General features: G+C 65.9%; 18 protein-coding genes and 1 tRNA gene. 7 read left to right on the top strand and 12 right to left on the bottom strand.

All coding sequences use genetic code 11. The features are described 5' to 3' along the window. Positions 1-99 precede the first annotated feature (99 nt). Positions 100-513 carry a hypothetical protein gene (locus WFP78_RS15440; RefSeq protein ID WP_336964162.1) on the bottom strand — a complete coding sequence of 138 codons (414 nt, stop codon included), beginning with the start codon at positions 511-513 and terminating at the stop codon, positions 100-102. Positions 514-714: 201 nt separating this feature from the next. Here WFP78_RS15440 and WFP78_RS15435 point away from each other — a divergent pair, with 201 nt between their 5' ends. Continuing rightward, positions 715-1836 (top strand): SMP-30/gluconolactonase/LRE family protein, encoded by a 1122-nt coding sequence (locus tag WFP78_RS15435; protein ID WP_336964159.1) that lies wholly within the window; start codon positions 715-717, stop codon positions 1834-1836. Between the two features lie 265 nt (positions 1837-2101). On the opposite strand, the gene WFP78_RS15430 is transcribed toward WFP78_RS15435, so the two are convergent. Further along, positions 2102-3139 (bottom strand): SMP-30/gluconolactonase/LRE family protein, encoded by a 1038-nt coding sequence (locus tag WFP78_RS15430; RefSeq protein ID WP_336964156.1) that lies wholly within the window; start codon positions 3137-3139, stop codon positions 2102-2104. Positions 3140-3346: 207 nt separating this feature from the next. On the opposite strand from WFP78_RS15430, the gene WFP78_RS15425 reads away from it, so the two are divergent. Both WFP78_RS15425 and WFP78_RS15420 read left to right on the top strand, forming a co-directional pair. Continuing rightward, positions 3347-5377 (top strand): pyrroloquinoline quinone-dependent dehydrogenase, encoded by a 2031-nt coding sequence (locus WFP78_RS15425; protein WP_336964153.1) that lies wholly within the window; start codon positions 3347-3349, stop codon positions 5375-5377. A 133-nt stretch (positions 5378-5510) separates the two neighbouring features. Continuing rightward, on the top strand, positions 5511-6578 hold the full coding sequence (locus tag WFP78_RS15420) for a sugar phosphate isomerase/epimerase family protein (RefSeq protein ID WP_336964150.1): 1068 nt from the start codon (positions 5511-5513) through the stop codon (positions 6576-6578). Positions 6579-6788: 210 nt separating this feature from the next. Here the strand turns inward: WFP78_RS15420 and WFP78_RS15415 are convergent, their stop codons facing one another. Together WFP78_RS15415 and WFP78_RS15410 are read right to left on the bottom strand one after the other, a co-directional pair. Beyond that, entirely contained in the window at positions 6789-7823 is a 1035-nt protein-coding gene (locus WFP78_RS15415) for an oxidoreductase (protein ID WP_336964146.1), read from the bottom strand. A gap of 126 nt (positions 7824-7949) precedes the next feature. Then, positions 7950-8026 (bottom strand) — tRNA-Met (locus tag WFP78_RS15410). Between the two features lie 221 nt (positions 8027-8247). On the opposite strand from WFP78_RS15410, the gene WFP78_RS15405 reads away from it, so the two are divergent. Continuing rightward, on the top strand, positions 8248-9477 hold the full coding sequence (locus tag WFP78_RS15405) for an NAD(P)/FAD-dependent oxidoreductase (RefSeq protein ID WP_336964144.1): 1230 nt from the start codon (positions 8248-8250) through the stop codon (positions 9475-9477). Between the two features lie 45 nt (positions 9478-9522). Here WFP78_RS15405 and WFP78_RS15400 read toward each other — a convergent pair whose 3' ends face one another. Next, positions 9523-9996 (bottom strand): 2'-5' RNA ligase family protein, encoded by a 474-nt coding sequence (locus WFP78_RS15400; RefSeq protein WP_336964141.1) that lies wholly within the window; start codon positions 9994-9996, stop codon positions 9523-9525. 73 nt (positions 9997-10069) lie between these two features. Further along, entirely contained in the window at positions 10070-10618 is a 549-nt protein-coding gene (locus tag WFP78_RS15395) for a peroxiredoxin (protein WP_336964137.1), read from the bottom strand. A gap of 252 nt (positions 10619-10870) precedes the next feature. Here WFP78_RS15395 and WFP78_RS15390 point away from each other — a divergent pair, with 252 nt between their 5' ends. Next, positions 10871-11293, top strand: coding sequence for a sugar transporter (locus WFP78_RS15390; protein WP_336964134.1), 423 nt, complete (start codon positions 10871-10873; stop codon positions 11291-11293). Between the two features lie 7 nt (positions 11294-11300). On the opposite strand, the gene mltG is transcribed toward WFP78_RS15390, so the two are convergent. The 6 genes from mltG to fabD all read right to left on the bottom strand — a co-directional run bounded on the left by mltG (position 11301) and on the right by fabD (position 16601). Further along, complete coding sequence (gene mltG, locus WFP78_RS15385) at positions 11301-12272, bottom strand: endolytic transglycosylase MltG (RefSeq protein WP_336964131.1); 972 nt, start codon at positions 12270-12272, stop codon at positions 11301-11303. A gap of 10 nt (positions 12273-12282) precedes the next feature. Further along, positions 12283-13542, bottom strand: a complete 1260-nt coding sequence (fabF, locus tag WFP78_RS15380) for a beta-ketoacyl-ACP synthase II (protein ID WP_336964129.1) — start codon at positions 13540-13542, stop codon at positions 12283-12285. A 197-nt stretch (positions 13543-13739) separates the two neighbouring features. After that, on the bottom strand, positions 13740-13973 hold the full coding sequence (locus WFP78_RS15375; RefSeq protein WP_006950224.1) for an acyl carrier protein: 234 nt from the start codon (positions 13971-13973) through the stop codon (positions 13740-13742). 125 nt (positions 13974-14098) lie between these two features. Further along, complete coding sequence (fabG, locus tag WFP78_RS15370) at positions 14099-14839, bottom strand: 3-oxoacyl-[acyl-carrier-protein] reductase (RefSeq protein ID WP_336964114.1); 741 nt, start codon at positions 14837-14839, stop codon at positions 14099-14101. A 20-nt stretch (positions 14840-14859) separates the two neighbouring features. Beyond that, positions 14860-15663 (bottom strand): crotonase/enoyl-CoA hydratase family protein, encoded by an 804-nt coding sequence (locus tag WFP78_RS15365; protein ID WP_336964111.1) that lies wholly within the window; start codon positions 15661-15663, stop codon positions 14860-14862. A gap of 2 nt (positions 15664-15665) precedes the next feature. Continuing rightward, on the bottom strand, positions 15666-16601 hold the full coding sequence (fabD, locus tag WFP78_RS15360) for an ACP S-malonyltransferase (RefSeq protein WP_336964109.1): 936 nt from the start codon (positions 16599-16601) through the stop codon (positions 15666-15668). Between the two features lie 192 nt (positions 16602-16793). On the opposite strand from fabD, the gene WFP78_RS15355 reads away from it, so the two are divergent. Together WFP78_RS15355 and WFP78_RS15350 are read left to right on the top strand one after the other, a co-directional pair. Further along, entirely contained in the window at positions 16794-18284 is a 1491-nt protein-coding gene (locus WFP78_RS15355) for an efflux transporter outer membrane subunit (RefSeq protein WP_336964106.1), read from the top strand. Beyond that, a complete protein-coding gene (locus tag WFP78_RS15350; RefSeq protein ID WP_336964103.1) occupies positions 18281-19855 on the top strand; it encodes an efflux RND transporter periplasmic adaptor subunit in 1575 nt (524 codons plus the stop codon). Before WFP78_RS15355 ends, WFP78_RS15350 begins: the two co-directional genes overlap by 4 nt. Positions 19856-19857 lie beyond the last annotated feature (2 nt).

Genomic DNA, 19857 nt, shown 5'->3' with positions numbered 1-19857 from the left:
GCAGCATTTGCTCAACCCCAACTGAAGGACATCGCCTCGCCGGGCATCAGGAGAGCAACGCCGCCGGACGTGTGTGCCCTGTCCGACGGATCGGGATTATCAGGCCGCACCGGTCCGCATGACGGGCTTCGCGCGCGCCGCGAGCATCCAGAAGGCGATGCCGCCCAGCGCGCCGGCCGCCGCATACAGGGCATAATCGGCCGCGTCCTGCGGATCGAACGCGCCATAAGCGAAATAGCCCACCGTGAACATCGCGGCGGCGAGCCCACCCGCGCCATAATAAGCAAGCGAACCGATCCGCAGCCACTCGGCCAGGATGATGACGGCAAGCGATGCCAGGCCGGCGAACAAGGCGATGAAGGCCGTCAGGGTGACAAGGTCGAACGGGCCGTAGCCGTAAACGATCGCCGGCCCCCGGAGCACCAGCGCAAGGAATATCCATGCCACGCCCGCGACGAAGGACGCCGCGACATAGGACAGGATGACGACGAGACTTCTCTTGAGAAACGACATGGATCAGCTCTCCTTGGACATCGGGATTGAGGAACCGGCAGCTCCTGGAAGCCCGCGCCGCACCGGCCTCCTCGCCCCGGCTCCATTCTTCCCATTCTGTATACTAAATTTCACCTCCATCTTGTCAAGAGAACCAAGATCGGTCATGCAGAGGCAATAAGAGCAGTATATTAGCGTGAATAACGCATTTTAGTCGCCCCCATGTTGTATTCAATCCTGGACGATCCTGATGATCAGCAATGGCCCAAGATCAGGAACACGCGCCCGCCGATGGCCCGGATCGGCAAGCCCGAGGAGATTGCCGGGGCCGCGGTTCTGCCGGCGTCGGACGAAGCGCCGTTCATGACCGGCGAGAATGAGGAAGTCCCGATCGTTCCGGAAAGCGGGTGCCGCCACGCTTTCCTTGCGCCCATGCAGAGGAGACAAGCCATGATCCGCGCGTTCCTGACCATCCTTCTCCCGGCAGTCGCGATGCCCGCCGCCCTGGCCCAGGCGCTGGCCCAGGCACCCGCGGCCTCCGTCGCGCCCCCGCCATCGAAAATCCTGGCCGATGTCGGCTTCGCCGGCTCCGAATGCGTCCGCTACGATGATCGCGCGGACGACTATATCGTTTCCAACCTCAACCAGGGCGGGGATGCCAATGACGGTTTCCTTTCGCGGGTTTCGCCCGATGGCACCGTCACCCAGCTCAAATGGATCGAAGGCGGCCGGAACGGGGTCACGCTGGTCCAGCCGCTCGGCCTCTTCATAAAGGGCGATCTCATCTATGTGGCCGATCTCCGGACCGTCCACATGCTTGACCGCAGGAGCGGCACGCCCAGAGGCAGCATCGCCGTTCCCGGCGCGGTGCGGCTCAACGACCTGGCCGTTGCCGACGATGGCACCATCTATGTCTCCGACAGCGGCAGCGACGACAACGCCGGCGCGATCTATGCCATTCGCGACGGCAAGCCTTCGCTTTTCGCCAGGCGCGACGACGCGGTCGAGCGCCCCAACGGCATCGCCGTCATGGCCGACGGCACCGTGGTGCATGGCGGCCGCGGCGTGAACCTGGTCTTCCGCGACCGATCCGGCACCATTCTTCGCGAACGGTCCTTGCCCACCGGGCGCATGGACGGCATCATCCCCCTGCCCGGCGGCACGCTGCTGGTCGCCAGCCAAGATGGACACAATGTCTATCGGGTTCCGGCCGACGGCAAGGCGGAAGTCGTGGCCCAGGATATCACGGTGCCCGCCGCGATCGGGTGGGACTCCAGGCGCAATCGCCTGCTGGTCCCGCAGATCCGCGCGGCGTCGCTCGGCTTTTACGAGCTGGCGCGCTGAACGAACGACGCCCCGCCATTCATCCGCCCACCCCTTTCCATTCCGTTGCCTGATAACGCCTTAAAGCATTTTCCAGTCGGGTGGAAACGCAGTTCGGCGCAGCCAATCATCCGATGGCTCGGAAAATGCGTCACATCAAAAGTATAGAGCGCGCTGCGTTTGATCGGACGCAAGTCGCGCGCGCCCTTCTTTTTTGTCGCATCGTTCTTTTGCGGAAACGGCGTTCAGCGCAGCTAAAACCGGTTCCCACTTTCCGCACGATGCCCTAGGTGCGTGACTTGAGCTTACGCGCCTTCACCCGGACGCGTGCGACCTTGTGGTTGCACGTCATGTAGAGATGCCCGTCCGCGCCGATCTCGCAATTGGACACGACGTCATGCACGCGGACGATGCCGATGCGTCGACCGGCGGGGTCCACGATGCTGAGGCCATCCCGGCCCGACAGCCAGACATTGCCCGCCTGGTCGACCTTCAGGCTGTCGCCGCTGTTGCCCGTGAACTTCTGGGCGGCGCGATCGATGAACGGGCGTTCGGAGACGGACCGGCCCCCGGCGTCGAGCCTGTGCGCGACCCAGCCGATCTTGCCGTCCGTATGATAAAGCGTCCGCCCGTCGGGCGAAATGCCGACGCCGTTGGGCATGTCATATTTACCGACGAGCGACACGCTGTTGTCCGGCGCGACGCGGAACACCCCGGTATAGTCGAGTTCGCGGTCGGGCGATTCCAGCCCGCCCTGCAGCCCCCATGGCGGATCGGAGAAATAGATCGCGCCGTCGACCGGCGAAATGCACAGATCGTTGGGACTGTTGAACCGCTTGCCCTCGAAACGGTCCGCGATCACTGTCTTCCTGCGGGTCTTGAGATCGATATGCCCGATGCAGCGATTGCCGCTGTCGGCGACCACCAACCCACCGCGCCCCTGGAAAAGCCCGTTCGTGCCCGGTTCGCGCAGCTTCGCGCCATCCGCGCCCGCATAGCCCGACGGCTTGAGCCATTCCGACGCGCCCGTGCGGGCAGACCATTGCCGGATGAGGTTGCCGCGCGGATCGGACACCAGCAACCGGCCATCCGCGCCGCCGACCCATACCGGCCCTTCGCTCCAGGCGAAGCCGTCCATGACGTCCTCGACCACCGCATCGGCATCGACCAGCGCGTCCAGCGCGGGATCGAGACGCTCAACCTTGCCGAAGACCGGGCGGGGAGCGGAGCGCGCATTGCCGCGACCGGCGAGCGTCAGCGCGCCGGCAGCCAGCCCCGACGCCAGCAACGCGCGACGCGAGGGGTAAAGAGCGATCTCGTCCATGCGACACCTTTCTGTATACCATAAACCCTATCGTAGCCTTCCGCCTTGCGCCACTGTTGAAAGCCTCTTTGGCAGGATATTTCAAGATATTCCGGATTTATTCCCATATGTCGGTCATTTTTGCATTGAATTTTTCCGGGAAATTTGCAGAGATGCGCGCAAATGAATCTGATTATTATATACCAAAATCAGGGAAAGGGGCGGATATTGAAGCGCAGGCATCTCATCCTTCTTGGAACGGCGCTGGCCGTCACCGGCTGCGGCCAGAATGACGCTGTCGATCTCCATGGCGGCCCGGTGGCGGGCTGGCCGATCTGGGGCGGCGACGAAAAGGGCACGCATTTTTCGGCCAACGAACAGATCACGCCCGCCAATGTCGCCCATCTGAAGGTCGCCTGGACCTATCGCACCGGCGACATCTTCGATGAAGGCATGAAAGTGCGGCCGGCCATGGAGGCGACGCCGATACTGGCCAATAATGCGCTCTATCTCTGTTCGCCGCGCAACCGGGTGATCGCGCTCGATCCCCAGACCGGCAAGCAGAAATGGATGTATGACGCAAAGCCGGACACCAACGGTTCCACCGTCGTCAATTGCCGCGGCGTCGCCTATTGGCAGGACAGCCAGGCCGGATCATCCGACGCGTCCTGCGCCAAGCGGATCTTCGCGGGCACGATCGACGGCCGGCTCCTGGCCCTCGACGCCGATAGCGGGCGCCGCTGCACGGGTTTCGGCAAGGACGGGGCGGTCTCGCTCAAGGGCGATCTGGGCCCGATCGAACTGCCCGGCCAATATGGCGTCTCCTCCGCGCCGACGGTGGTGGGCGATCGGGTGATCGTCGGCTCCAAGATCATCGATTTCCGCCATTCGGATATGCCGAGCGGCGTGGTGCGCGCCTTCAACACGCGCACCGGCGCCATCGAATGGGCCTGGACGGGGCTGGAGGATGACGCGCCGACCGCCACTGTCCGTCCCGCCGCCGCCCTCTCTCCCGCCCCCCTTCCTCCCACCGCTGCGACCGACGGCGCCACCACGCCGAAGCCGGCGACCGCGACGCCTGCCGTCCGGCCCGCCTTCCCCCGCAGCACCCCCAATGTCTGGGCGCCGCCCTCGGTCGACCTGCAACGCCGCCTGATCTTCCTGCCGACGGGGAATCCGCAGGTGGATTTCTATGCGGGCGGGCGTGGCGATCTCGACCGCTATGGCAGCGCCGTGGTCGCGGTGAACAGCGACACCGGCAAGCGCGTGTGGAGTTATCAGCTCGTCCATCACGACATCTGGGACTATGACACGCCGGCGCAGCCGCTGCTGTTCGACTACAAGGCGCCGGACGGAAAGATGATCCCGGCGCTGGTGCAGACGACGAAGATGGGCTTCGTCTTCATCCTCAACCGCGAGACCGGCAAGCCGATCTTCCCCGTGGACGAGGTGCCGGTGCCGCGCGGCGGGGTCCGACCCGATCTGCTCTCCCCCACCCAGCCGATGCCGCGCCTGGCCGATCATCGCCTGCTGCCCACCAGCCGGCTGACCGAGAAGGACATGTGGGGCTTTACCGAGATCGACCGGCAATCCTGCGTGGCCCGCTATCGCGAGCTCAAGAACCAGGGCATGTTCACGCCGATCGATACGCAGCCGACGCTGATCTATCCGGTGACGGTGGGCGGCTCCAACTGGGGCGGCGCCTCCTATGACCCCAGGCGCAACCTGCTGATCATCAACACCAGCAATGTCGCCGGCGCGAACTCGCTGAAGCTCAGGAGCAAGGCGACGCCCGAAGAGCTGAAGCGGGTGTCGCTGACCGGCACGCCCTATATCATGAAGTTCGAGCCCTTTCTCTCGGCCTTCGGCGCGCCGTGCAACCGGCCGCCCTGGGGCCGGCTCACCGCGCTCGACATGAACACCGGCAAGAAGAAGTGGGAAGTGCCGCTGGGCAGCACGCGGGACCAGGCGCCCTGGCCGGTCTGGAGCAGGATCGGCGTGCCCAACCAGGGCGGCACGCTCTCCACCGCGTCGGGCCTCGTCTTCATCGGCGCGGCGAGCGACAACTTCATCCGCGCATTCAGCACGGAGACCGGCGCCGAACTGTGGAAGGCGCGCCTGCCCGCCGGCGGCCAGGCCACGCCGATGAGCTTCCGGCTCAACAGCAACGGCAAGCAATATATCGTGATCTCCGCGGGCGGACATGGCGCATTGGGAACGAAGCATGGCGACTATCTGATCGCCTATGCGCTGCCTTGATCGACCTGCCCCGGTCCATGACGGGGCCATAGCGGGGCCATGATCTGGACCGCCGGCCGCGCGACGCTGCCGCCGACGGTCCCAAGACGGTTCAACGCATGTGCGGGCCATCCGGGCCTGCCGGGAGAAGATGATGTCGACACGGCGTGAATTCATGATCGGTTCGGTCGCTTTGGGAGCGATATTGGGCGCCTATGGCCGCGCCGTCGCACAGGGCACGCTGCCGCCCAAGTCGCCCTGCGGCATCGCGACCACCGCGATGGGCGCGCATCTGCGCGGCATAGAGGGCGTGGTGCCCGGCCTGCGCGCGAACCCCGTAGCCTATCTGGAATATTGCCGCTCGCTCGGCGCCGGCGGGGTCCAGCATGGGGTGAGCACCGACATTCCCGCCTTCAGGAAACGGCTGGAGGAGCTGGAGATGTATTATGAAGGCGAAGCTGCCCTGCCCACCTCGCTCGACATGGACACCGCCGATTTCGAACGCTCCATCGTCAATGCCAAGGCACTGGGCGCGCCATGCGTGCGTGCGGTGAGCCGGCCGCCGGCCCGGACCTCCGGCCGCCGCTACGAAGCGTTCGCCTCCGCCGCGCAGTTCGGCGAATGGCAGGCGCAGGCCGACGCCATCGTGCTCAAATGCCTGCCCATCGCGGAACGCCACAAGGTCGCCATCGCGCTGGAGAACCACAAGGACCGCACCGCCGACCAGCTTGCCGCCTTCCTCAAGAAGGCCAGCAGCGAATATCTCGGCTGCCTGATCGATCCGGGCAACAACATGGCCTTCATGGAAAGCGCCACCGAGACCGTGACCACGCTTGCCCCCTATGTGAAGGCATGTTCGCTCAAGGACATGGGCGTCGCGCCCTATGCGCAGGGCTTCCTGCTGGCCGAAGTGCCTTTCGACACCGGCGTCAACGATCAGACCGCGCTCTTCAAGCTGATGCGCAGGCATAATCCGAAGCTGAATGCCGTGACCGAGCTGATCACCCGCGATCCCCTGAAGATCCCGGTCCTGACCGACGATTATTATCGCTCCTTCCCGGAACGGAGGGCACGCCGCGACGCGTGGATGGCGATGGTCAAGGCCAGGGCGTCCGACCTGCCGATCCTGAGCACGCGGACGCCCATGGAGCGCCTGCAGGCCGAGGAGGACAACAACCGCAAGGTCTTCGCATGGGGGCTGACGCATCTGAAGGGCCTGTGAGCTGCAACGCATGACGCCCCGATCGCCGCGCCGCATCGCGACCGATGATCGGAAGCGTCATGCACCGACGTGGAATCGCGCCGCCGCCGCTATGGCATGCCGTCGATCATCGCCGGGGAGTGCGCAGGGAAAGGGAAAGCCTGCCCATGCGCACAGGGGCCCGGCGGGCGGGCGGAGGCGCCGATAATCCTGCCAGTGCCGCCTGTCGGGTTACAGGCGGACCTCACACCTTTCCTCAGCGCTGATCCGCCCCGCCTCAAGGACGGTCATGACATCCAGGGCCTCCTGGGGCGGCACCGGGTTGGGGCCCCGCTCCAGCAGTGCATCGCGCAGGGCGCCGTAGAAGGCCGCATAATTGCCGCGTTCGCTTTCGACGGCGGTCTCCTGCGCCCGGCCATGCCGATCCAGCGATGTGAGGAGCCCCGGCCTGGGATCGATCCCCCAGTCGGGAGCCATCGGTGTCAGGCCCGCCTTCAGCTGCCCCTCCTGCGGATCGGGACCATGTTTGACATAGCTGCCCCGCGTCCCGTGGATGGCGAAGCGCAGCCCGTGGGCCTGCGCCATCTGCGACGCGTGGAGGATCACGCGCCGCGCGCCATAGCGGAGGACGACATGCGCATAATCGGGGGCCGATGCCCCCGGCCTTTGCCTGGCCATGTCCGCGAACAACGCCTCCGGCATGCCGAACAGCTGCAACGCCTGATCCACAAGATGCGGGCCCAGATCCTGCCAGACCCCCGCGGCACGCCTGTCCTTCCATCGATCCGTCACATCCGGACGGAAGCGATCGAAATGGCTTTCAAACTGCAGGATCTCGCCCAGCATATCTTGCCCGAGAAGACGCCTGACGGTCAGGAAATCCCCATCCCAGCGCCGGTTATGATAGATGGAGAGCATCCGGCCCGTCGCTGCCGCCCGCGCCGCCACGCTGCGCGCTTCTTCAAGGCCGGGCGCGAACGGCTTGTCGACAACCACATGCTTGCCCGCATCCAGCGCCGCCAGCGCCTGTTCGGCATGGAGCATGTCCGGCGTGGCGAGAACGACAAGGCCGACAGCAGCATCCGCCAGCGCAATGCCCAGATCGCCGACCACGTCGACGCCGGGCAGATCGGCATGCACCTTGCCGGGATCGCTCGACACCACGGTCGTCAGGGCCATGCCATCGGTGGACAGGATCAACGGCGCGTGGAAGGTCTTTCCCGCCAGGCCATAACCGACCAACGCAACATGGACTGGCCCCGGCATCCTGTCTCCCTTTCGATCACGCGGCACGATCATATGCATTTTTTTGCGGCAGCCCATGCTGCGCTTGCGCCCTGGCCGCCGACGGAAAGGGTCCGGCCCGGCGCCGGAACGCGATCAGATTGGATATGGTAGCGGAGGAGGGACTTGAACCCCCGACACGCGGATTATGATTCCGCTGCTCTAACCAGCTGAGCTACTCCGCCCCGATCGTGACACACGCCGACGCGCCGTCATGTTTCAGAACCCACCGGCCGCTTCGCGACGTGGCGAGGGGGCGCTATACTCAGGCTTGCGGGAGTGGTCAACGGTCCTTTCATCGGCTTTTCCGTCCTGCATCGGCCCGCGACGTTCGCGGCTCTTGCAATGACGAAAAAAGCCCGCCAAGCAGCGCCCAAAGAATATGAAGTGGCGGAGGCAAGGGCAAATGAGCAATTATGATGTTCTGATCGTGGGGGCGGGTCATGCCGGCGCGCAGGCGGCGATCACCCTGCGGCAGGCAGGATTTCAGGGCAGCGTCGGCATGATCGGCGACGAGCATGAGCCGCCCTATGAGCGTCCGCCACTCTCCAAAGAATATTTTGCGGGCGAAAAGACCTTCGAACGGATATTGATCCGCCCCGCCTCTTTCTGGGGTGAGCGCGATATCGACCTGCGCCTGGGCGAGCGCGTCCGCAATGTCGATCCCGCCGCAAAGACCGTGACGCTGACGGACGACCGGACCGTCGGCTATGGCTCGCTGATCTGGGCGACAGGCGGCAGCCCGCGCATGCTCTCCTGCCCCGGCGCGGACGCCAGCGGCATTCATGCCGTGCGCCGCCGCACCGATGTCGATGCGATGATCGCCGCCCTGCCCGATGTCGCGCATGTCGCGATCGTCGGCGGCGGCTATATCGGGCTGGAAGCAGCCGCCGTGCTGACCAAGCTGGGCCGCAAGGTCACGCTGCTGGAAGCGCTGGACCGCGTGCTCGCCCGCGTCGCCGGCGAGGCATTGTCCCGCTTCTACGAGGCCGAGCACCGTGCCCATGGCGTCGACCTGCGCACCGGGGCGATGGTGGAGGCCATCGAGACGAAGGACGGCCATGCGACCGGCGTGCTGCTGGCGGACGGCAGCCGGGTGCCGGCGGACATGATCATCGTCGGCATCGGCATCATCCCGGAGACCGGGCCGCTGATCGCGGCTGGCGCCAGCGGCGGCAATGGCGTGGACGTGGATGGCTATTGCCGCACCAGCCTGCCCCACATCTATGCCGTGGGCGACTGCGCATCGCATGTGAATGGCTATGCCGGCGGCCTGCAGATCCGCCTCGAATCCGTGCAGAACGCCAATGACCAGGCGAAGGTCGCCGTCCAGCACATCCTGGGCGATGCCAAGCCCTATGATGCGGTGCCCTGGTTCTGGTCCAACCAATATGACCTCAAGCTGCAGACCGTCGGCATCTCCTCCGGGCATGACACGGCCATCCTGCGCGGCGATCCGGCGACTCGCAGCTTCTCCGTCCTCTATCTGAAGGCGGGCCGGCTGATCGCGATCGACGCGGTGAACGCGGTGAAGGATTATGTACAGGCCCGCGCGCACATCCTGTCCGGCGCGGTGCTGGACCAGGCACAGCTTGCCGATGCGTCGCGCCCGCTCAAGGAAGTCGACCTGGCCTGATCCGGCCTGCGATGGGGAGAGGCGGGCATGCCCCGCCCTCCCCCTTCAGCCGCGAAAGGGCATGGCGCGGATCGGCAGCCATGGGCCGCCCATGTAACGCCACGCCGCAAGCCCGGCGATCATGAAGGGGCGTGGGCGAAATCCCTTCTCCAGCGCGGCCTGAAGCGTGCGGGCACGGACCGGCGGCACCTTGTTCTGGATGGTGACATGCAGGCGCGGCGTCGCCCGGTCCTGCGGCGTCAGCATGCCGGCAAAGGCACTGGCCAGTTCGTCGCGCATCGCCATCAGCGCCGGGCTTTCGATCCGCAGCGCCACGCCCCCGTCCAGGTCGATGAAACCGGCAAGGCGCGCCGGCGGCGGGGGCGAGGCGCAGAGCGCCGCCAGCCGCCGCAGCAATTCCGCCTCCACCGAAGGCGGCAGATGATGGAACAGGGTGAGATGCGCCGGCAACCGGTTGCGCTCGGGCGGGAAATGCGCGCGGCGCAATCCATCCGCCCAGGCGAAGTCGGCCGCGCCCATCGTCGCCGAGACGATGATGGGCGCGCGCGCGATGTCCGGCGTCGCGATGCCGCCGGACGGCCCGTCCGGACGATCAGGCAGCCACCGCCTCCGGATGCGCCTTCACCCAGTCGAGCACGGGCTCGGGGCGGCTTTCCCCATAGGGGTCTTCGTCCGCGCCGACATCGTTGATGCCGGGCTCCTCGAACCAGGCCACGATCGTGCCGTCGTCCACCACCATCGCATAGCGCCAGCTGCGCTCGCCGAAGCCCAGATGGTCCTTCCTGATGAGCATGCCCATCCGCCGGGTGAAATCGCCCGAACCGTCGGGCAGCAGCTTGACGTTCTTCAAGCCCAGATGCTTGCCCCACTGGAACATCACGAAGGCGTCGTTGACGGAAAGGCAATAGACCTCATCCACGCCCGCCGCCTTGAACGCTTCATACATGCGTTCGAAGGCCGGGCATTGTTCCGTCGAGCAGGTCGGCGTGAACGCGCCGGGCAGCGAGAAGACGACGCTGCGCTTGCCGGCGAAAAGCGCGCCGGTGCCGACCTCCTGCCAGCGGAAGGGATTGGGGCCGCCCACGCTTTCATCGCGCACGCGGGTCTTCAGGGTGACGTCGGGAATCTTGCGTCCGAGCATGATGGTCTCCGTTGGTGATGATGGGCGAACATGCAACTGCCCTTCGCCCGCGCCGGCCATAGACAGACCATGCATGGCAGGGCCAACGCAAGCATTGGCACAGACTGATCGCTTCTCTCAATCAAACAGCCCCATAAGATCGGTATCGCCAACATCGAACCGGGCGCGAAATAGGATATCATGGCGCAGTGGCGGACAGAGCGTTTCCGCTCAAATCAGGAGACGCTCCAGCGTCGCGATATGGAGAGAGCCATGGTTACGCCGCCAAGGTCATTCTATGCCATCGGCATTGCCGCCTTCCTCTGGAACATGATGGGCGATGTCGCCTATCTCATGCAGGTGACGATGGATCTGGGCGCGCTCGCGAAGACCGATCCCTATACCGCCCGAACCTTTGCGAGCATGCCGGCATGGGCATGGTCGGCCTATGCCATCGCCGTCTGGGGCGCGACGCTGGCGACCGTGCTGATGCTGTTGCGGCGGGCGATCGCCGTGCCGCTCTATGCACTGTCGCTGCTCGCGATCATCGTGCAGTTCAGCTACAGTTTCCTCGGCACGGACCTGCTGGCCATGAAAGGCTGGGCAGCGGCCCTGTTCCCGGCATTGATCCTGGTGCTGGGCATCGCGCAGTTTCTTTATGCGCGGGCGATGGTGGTGAAGGGCGTGCTGCGCTGAACGCGCGTCACAACTCGCCGCGCTGGCGGCGGATGTCGAACCACTTGCGCACATTCTCATTATGCTGCTGCAGGGTATCGGCGAAGATATGCCCGCCCTTCCCGTCCGCCACGAAATAAAGCGCCTTGGTCTGCGCAGGCTGCAGCACGGCAAGGATGGAGAGCCGGCCCGGATTGGCGATCGGCCCCCTGGGCAGGCCGGCCATCGCATAGGTGTTGTAATCGTTGACCGCCACGATCTCCGACCGCTTGATCCGGCGCCCCAGCGGGCGCCCCCTGGTGATCGGATAGATGATCGTGGGATCGGCCTGCAGCCGCATGCCGGTGCGCAGGCGGTTGCCATAGACGCCGGCAACGATCGGCCGTTCGGCCGGAACCGCGGTTTCTTTTTCGACGATGCTGGCCAGGGTGATGGCCTCGCCGGGCGTCTTGACGACCGCCGCGCCGGAGCGATCCGCCCATAGCTGCGCCAGCGCCTTCGTCATCGCCGCCTGCATCCGCGCCAGCACCGCCTGACGGCTCTCGCCCCGCTCGAAGGCATAGCTGTCCGGCAACACGCTGCCTTCTTCGGGCACGGCGATGGTCCCGGTCAGTTCCTCCTGCGCCATCAGCCGGTCATGCACCAGTACCGAAGGCATGCCCTCGGGAATGGTGATCAGGCGGCTGATCGCCTTGCCGCCCTGCAGGATCGAAAGAATCTCGGCGTTGCTCGCCCCCTTGGGCAGGACATATTCGCCCGCCTTGATCGGTTTGGACGACCCCAGGAGCTTCGCCCGCGTCAGGAAGGTTTCGGCCGACGTGATAGCGCCCGCGCGCTGCAACTGCGCGGCCATGCTTTTCAGCGTCGCGCCTTCGGGCACGACGACGCTGATGTCCGCCTTTGCCGGCCCGGCCTGTTTCCAGCCATGCACGAACTGAAAGGCGACAAACGCCGCCACGGCCATGCCGATGATCAGGATCAGGCAGCCGAGGCGGCGCATGATGCTGACCTCAGATCGCCTTCATGATGAGCGAGGCGTTGGTGCCGCCAAAACCGAAGCTGTTGTTCAGCACCGCGCGGACCTTCCGCTGCTTGGCGACATGCGGCACCAGGTCGACGCCGATGCAGCTTTCGCTGGGATTGTCGAGGTTGAGCGTCGGCGGCACGATCTGGTCGCGCATCGCCAGGATGCAGAAGATACTCTCCACCGCGCCCGCGCCGCCCAGCAGATGGCCGATGGCGGACTTGGTCGAACTCATCGAGATATGGCCGATATCGCTGCCGAACAGGCGACGGACCGCGCCCAGCTCCAGCTCGTCGCCCATCGGCGTGGAGGTGCCGTGCGCGTTCACATAATCGATGTCGGAGAGCGACAGGCCAGACTTCTTCAGCGCCATTTCCATCGAACGGAAGGCGCCCAACCCCTCGGGATGCGGCGCCGTGACGTGATAGGCATCGCCCGACAGGCCATAACCGATCACTTCGGCATAGATTTTCGCGCCGCGCGCCTTGGCCCGCTCATATTCCTCCAGCACGACGACGCCGGCACCCTCGCCCATGACGAAGCCGTCGCGGTCGACATCATAGGGGCGGCTCGCCTTTTCGGGCGTGTCGTTGAAATTGGTGGAAAGCGCACGGGCCTGCGCGAAGCCGGCGATGCCGATCGGGCAGATCGCGCCTTCCGCGCCGCCCGCCAGCATCACGTCGGCATCGTCCATCGCGATCATCCGCGCGGCGTCGCCGATCGAGTGCGCGCCGGTGGAACAGGCGGTGACGACCGCATGGTTCGGCCCCATCAGGCCATATTTGATGCTGACCTGCCCGGAGATCAGGTTGATCAGGCGACCATGGACGAAATGCGGCGAAACCCGGTTCGGCCCCTTGTTGGCCAGCACCAGCGATTCGCTCTCGATGCCCGGCAGGCCACCGATGCCCGAACCGATGGAACAGCCGGCCCGCAGGCGCTCCTCCTCTGTCATTCCGGTGAGGCCGGCATCCTGCAGCGCCTCGCTCGCGGCGGCGATGCCGAAGACGATGAACGGATCGACCTGCCGCTGGATCTTGTGATCGACCTCCTTATAGGGATCGAAGCCATATTCATGGTCCGCCGGCTTCACTTCGCAGGCGATGCGGCATTTATATTCGCTGGCATCGAAACGGGTGATCGTGGCCGCGCCCGATCTGGACGCCAGAATATTCTTCCAGGTGGTTTCCACATTCCCACCCAGCGGGGTCACCATGCCAAGGCCGGTTACGACGACACGACGCATATTCCTGCTCCAGATACTTGCAGGGGGTAAGCCCCCTTGCCGTCACGGCCCCATGGGCCGCGAACGGGCTTAACGATCAAATTCCCCAAGGGCCAGATGCGAAACGGCCCTCCAGCCACGGCCAATGCCGGGTCGGAGAGCCGCCTGCATGCATGCATTGCCTCGCCATCCCGACGTGCGGAACGGCGCAACGGCCCTTACTGCTTGCTGTCGATATAATCGATGGCATCCTTGACGGTGCCGATCTTCTCGGCCGCATCGTCAGGGATCTCGACGCCGAATTCTTCTTCGAACGCCATCACGAGTTCAACGATATCAAGGCTGTCGGCGCCCAGATCGTCGATGAAGCTCGCGTCTTCCGTGACCTTCTCGGCCTCGACGCCCAAATGCTCGACGACGATTTTCTTTACGCGATCCGCGGTCTCACTCATGGGTGGTCCTTCTTCTTAGCAAAAACTGACATGGCCGATTAACGTCCGTTCAGCCACACGCCCTAGTGCGAAGCCGAACGGGAGGCAAGAGGCAAGGCGCATGCACCGCGCCCCCACGCCGTTCTTCAGATCATCGCCATTCCGCCGTTCACATGCAGCGTCTGGCCGGTGACATAGCCTGCTTCCCTGCTGGAAAGATAGACGACGGCGGCGCCGATATCGCCCCCCTCGCCCAGTTGGCCGGCGGGAATCTTCGCGGTGATGGCCTGCTTCTGCGCGTCGTTGAGCGCATCGGTCATCGCCGAGCGGATGAAGCCGGGCGCCACGCAGTTGACGGTGATGCCGCGGCTGGCCAGTTCCTGCCCCAGCGCCTTCGACATGCCGATGATGCCGGCCTTCGACGCGGCATAATTGGCTTGGCCCGGATTGCCGGTGACGCCGACGACCGAGGTGATCGAGACGATACGGCCGAAACGGGCCTTCATCATCGGCCTGGCGGCGGCGCGGCACAGGCGGAACGCGGCCTCCAGATTGACCGAGATCACCTGCTCCCACTCCTCGTCCTTCATGCGCAGGATCAGGTTGTCGCGGGTGATGCCGGCATTGTTGACGAGAATGTCGAGCTTGCCGCCCAGCGCCTCGACCGCCTGCGGCACCAGCGCATCGACGGCGGCGGAGTCGCCCAGGTCGCAGACCAGGCTCTTGTGGTCCCCGCCCAGTTCGGCGGCAAAGGCCTGCAACTTCCCTTCATTGCTGCCCGAAAGCGCCAGCGTGGCGCCCTGCGCGGCCAGCGCCCTGGCGATGGCGGAGCCGATGCCACCCGAAGCGCCCGTCACTAGCGCGGTCATTCCTGTAAGATCGAACATGGTCTTCATCCTCTTGAAATTCAGTCGCCCCTGAACGCCGGCGGGCGGCGCTCGATAAAGGCGTCGATGGCCTCGGCATTGTCCGCCGTCCCATGCGCCAGCGCCTGCATCGCGGCCGACATCTCCAGCGTCTGGGCCAAGGTGCCGGTCTGCGATTCGCGCAGCAGCCGCTTGGTCATGCGGGTGGCGTGCGGGGGATTGGCGGCGATCTTCTGCGCCACGGCGCGCGCGGCGTCCATCAGCGCGTCGTCCGGCACGACGCTGGAGACAAGGCCGATGCGCAGGGCCTCGTCCGCGTCGATCGTCTCGCCGGTCAGCGCCAGTTCGGTCGCTTTCGAGAAACCGACGATGCGCGGCAGCAGCCATGCGCCGCCATCGCCCGGAATGATCCCGAGCTTCACGAAGCTCTCGGCGAATTTCGCCGATTGCGCGGCGATCCGCACGTCGCACATGCAGGCAAGGTCGCAGCCCGCCCCGATCGCCGGCCCGTTGATGGCCGCCACGACCGGCACTTCGAGCGCCTGGAACATCAGCGGCAGGCGCTGGATGCCATATTTATAGTTGCGCCGGGTCTGCACCGCCGCCGGAGCGTTGAGCGGCCCCAGGCCTGGCTTCATCGTCTTGACGTCCCCGCCCGAGGAAAAGGCGCTGCCCGCCCCCGTCAGGATCACGACGCGGACGCCGATGTCGCGATCCGCCTGCCCGAACGCCGCGCACAGCGCATCCACCATGTCCGGATCGGAAATGGGGTTGCGCTTTTCCGGCAGGTTCAGCGCCACCGTCAGGATGGCGCCGTCACGGGAGAGCTTCAGCAGATCGGCCATGGTCAGAGCGCTTTCAAAACCGCCTCGATATCGTCCATCGTCATGACGCTGGTCACGGTGGCGTCGGGCGCGATGCGCTTCACCATCGGGCCGACGACCTTGCCGCCCAGCTCGACGAAATCGGTGACGCCCGCATCCCACATGGCCGCGATCGATTCGCGCCAGCGGACCCGGCCCGTCACCTGCTCCACCAGCCGCGCGCGAATCTCGTCCGGCGCGGCGATCGGCGCGGCCAGCACATTGGCGTAGACCGGCAGCAGCGGCGTGGACAGTTCAGCCTCGGCCAGCGCGGCCGCCATCGCGTCGGCGGCAGGCTGCATCAGCGGGCAGTGGAAGGGCGCGGATACGGGCAGCAGCACGCCGCGCTTGATGCCGTGATCCTTCACCATGGCGACCGCGCGCTCCACCGCGCCGCGATGGCCGGAGATCACGACCTGGCCCGGATCATTGTCATTGGCGACGGTGCAGACCTCGCCTTCGGCCGCGGCTGCGGCCAGCGCAGTCGCCTTTTCGATGTCCGCGCCCAGCAGCGCCGCCATCGCGCCCTCGCCCACCGGCACGGCGGCCTGCATCGCCTGGCCGCGCAGCTTGAGCAGCCGCGCCGTCGTGGGGAGCGAAAAGCCGCCCACCGCGCACAGGGCGCTATATTCGCCCAGCGAATGGCCGGCGACGAAATCCCCCTTCTGCGCGATGCTGATGCCGCCTTCCCGCTCCAGCACCCGCAATGTCGCGATGGCATTGGCCATGATCGCCGGCTGCGCATTTGCGGTCAGCGTCAGGTCCGCTTCCGGGCCTTCCACCATGATGCGGAACAGATGCTGCGACAAAGCGTCATCCACTTCCTGAAACACCGCCTTCGCCACCGGGCTGGCATCGGCAAGTGCCTTGCCCATGCCGACCGACTGGCTGCCCTGCCCTGGAAAGATGAATGCCCGCATCGACCCCTAATCCTTGCAAAAGCCCCGTTTTTGGCCATTGTTACGGGGCAGAGTTACATTTTGCGACATAAATGGCATTGAGCCCCCGCCGCGAATTGGGCAGGAACTAAAGAGCGCTGCTATCGCGTGCAAGCGCAGCGTGCGCATTTTCGCCATTTGCCTCATCCCGTGGCAGCCATGTAAAGGACATCTGTGCGTTACCGGATCGCCCCGATCTCAGGCCTTGCGATCGCCCTGTCGACCTGCATTCTGTCGGCCAGCACCCTTTCGGGGTGCGCCGCCGGCCCCGATTATCGCCCGCCCGCGCCCGAGTCCCTGGGGGTGCCCGCACGCTATAGTTCCGGGAGCGAGAATGCCGGCAGCGAGACGGCCGCGGGCGCCGAGGAGCTGGCGACATGGTGGAAGCAGTTCGGCGACTCTGCGCTCGACGGGCTGATCGCAAAGGCGCTCGCCAACAATCTCGACATCGCCCAGGCCACGGCCCGGCTGCGCCAGGCGCGCGAAGCGCTGGTGCAGGCCAATGCCGACCGGCTGCCGCAGGTCAGCGCCACGGGCAGCGCCGGCCGCAACTATCGCAGCGGCACCAGTGGCGTCCAGCTCGACAGCAACGGCAATGTCATCGGCACGTCGGACAATAGCTGGTCCAGCAGCTATTCGGTCGGCGCGGATGCCAGCTGGCAGGCGGACGTGTTCGGCGGCCTTGCCCGGTCTTCGGAGGCGGCGCGGGCCGATTATGCCGGCAGCGGCTATGACCTGGCCGCCGTGCGCGTGGCGATGATCGGCGAACTGGTCTCCAATTATATCCAGGCGCGTCTGGCGCAGGAGCAGCTGCGCATCGCCCGCGAGCAGCTGTCCTATCAGCAGGACAATGCCGACATCGCCGGATGGCGGCTGAAGGCGGGCCTCGTCTCGTCGCTGGACAATGAACAGGCGCGCCAGCAGCTGGCGCAGACCACCGCCACCATCCCGACCTTCGAAAACAGCGCCAAGGCCGCGCTCAACCGCATCGCCGTGCTGACCGGCGAGGCGCCGGGCGAGGCCACCGGCGCGCTGGAAACGCCTCAGGCGATCCCGACGGCGCCCTATGCCATTGCGTCCGGCATTCCCGCCGACACGCTGCGCCAGCGCCCCGATGTCCGCTCGGCCGAACGCAGCCTTGCCGCCGCGACGGCGCGGATCGGCGTGGCCAAGGCCGCGCTCTACCCCGCGCTCGGTATCAGCGGCAATATCGGCACCAGCGCCACCGCCTTCCGCAGCCTGACCGACATCGTGACCGGCGGCATCTTCGCCAGCCTTGCCCAGACGATCTTCGATGGCGGCGCGCGCCGATCCCAGCTGCGGTCGCAGCGCGCCGCCGCGGACGGCGCCTTTGCCGCCTACAAGAGCAGCGTGCTGACCGCGATCGAGGATATCGAGAACGCCATGAACGCGCTGTCCGCCGCGCGCATCCGCAAGGCGCAATTCACCGTCGCAGAGGATGCGGCCAACAATGCCGCCATCCTGGTCCGCGCCCAGTATCGCGCCGGCCTCACCGATTTCCAGAACCTGCTCACCGCCGAGCAGACCCTGCTTTCCGCGCGCAACAGCCTGGCTGGCGCGCAATCCGACGAAGTCCTGGCCGTCGCCCAGCTCTATGGGGCACTGGGCGGTGGATGGCAGAACATGGACGAGACGCCGAAATGACCGAAGAGACGAGCCCGCCACCGGCAACCCAGCATGATCTGGACGACTTTCTGGGCGTCCATCCCAACAAGCCGTGGCGCAAATGGGTGGAATGGGGCGTCATCGGCTTTGTGCTGCTGGTGCTGCTGTTCCTGCTGTCCCGCTGCTTTGGCGGCGACGACGGCCCGAGCTACGCAACCCGCACGGTGCGCACGGGCGACCTGACCGTCACCGTATCCGCCACCGGCAACCTCAAGCCCATCAACCAGGTGGATGTCGGCTCCGAACAGTCGGGCAAGATCACCGCCATCTATGTCGATGTGAACGACCGGGTGGTAAAGGGGCAGAAGCTCGCCGAACTGGATACCCGGCGCCTGGTCGATTCCGTCAACCAGAACCAGTCGCAGGTCGCCGCCGCCAACGCCGGCGTGGCGCAGGCCGAAGCGCAGGTCGCGCTCGCAAAGGCGACGCTGGACCGGCAGGAGACCGTCTATCGCCTTTCGGGCGGCCGCGTGCCCGCCAAGACCGAGCTGGATTCGGCGCGCGCCACCTATCGCCAGGCACAGGCCGCGCTCGAATCGGCCAAGGCGCAGGTGCAGGTCTCGCAGGCGCAGCTTTCGACCGCGCAGACCAATCTTTCCATCGCCCAGATCGTCTCGCCGGTGACGGGCGTCGTCCTCTCCCGCGATATCGAGCCGGGCCAGACGGTGGCCGCGTCGTTCAACGCGCCGGTGCTGTTCACGATCGCCGAAGACCTGACGCAGATGGAGGTCGAGGTTTCCGTGGACGAGGCGGATGTCGGCCAGGTGAAAAACGGCCAGGAAGCCTCCTTCAGCGTCGACGCCTTCCCCGGCCGGGAATTCCCCGCCCGCATCACCCGCGTCAATGTGGGGTCGAACGCGTCGTCCTCTTCCTCCTCGTCATCCTCCTCGACGTCCAGCACGACCAGCAGTACCAACACCGTCGTCGCCTATACGGCCGTGCTTTCCGTCAACAATGCCGATGAAACGCTGCGTCCGGGCATGACCGCGACGGCGGACATCGTGACGAAGAAACTGCATGACGTCGTGCTCATTCCCAATGCCGCGCTGCGGTTCAAGCCCAGCACGGCGAGCAGCGGCGGCGGCATCACCAGTTCCCTCATGCCCCGCCCCCGGCGTGGCAACAGCGCGGTGCAGTCCGTCAGCTTCGGCGCGGGCAGCAGCCAGACGGTCTATGTGCTGGGCGACGATGGCAAGCCGCAGCCGGTGCAGATCACCATCGGCGACAGTGACGGCACCCGCACGGCCGTCGCCGGCGGCGCGTTGAAGGAAGGGATGAAGGTCATCACCGGCCAGCTTGCCGCCGGGCAGACCGCGCCCGAAGAGCCCGACGCGACCGCAAATGGCAGCGGCCAGGACAGGAAGGCCGGCGGCAACAGCGCCGCCGCCACCCCCGCGAAACGTCCGCCGCATGATCGCCGCGAACATCCGCCGCGGGTCGCGCTGGAGGAACGGAGGCTGTCCGTCGCTGGGCCGGCCATGGCGGCCGCCCTTCCCCTCTCCCGGCAGCTTCCCGATCCGCTGCGGGCGCAGCGCGTCGTTGCCGGCTGATC

Source organism: Sphingobium aquiterrae (genome assembly GCF_037154135.1).
Lineage (GTDB): Bacteria > Pseudomonadota > Alphaproteobacteria > Sphingomonadales > Sphingomonadaceae > Sphingobium > Sphingobium aquiterrae.
This window is presented reverse-complemented; position numbering and strand designations above follow the sequence as displayed.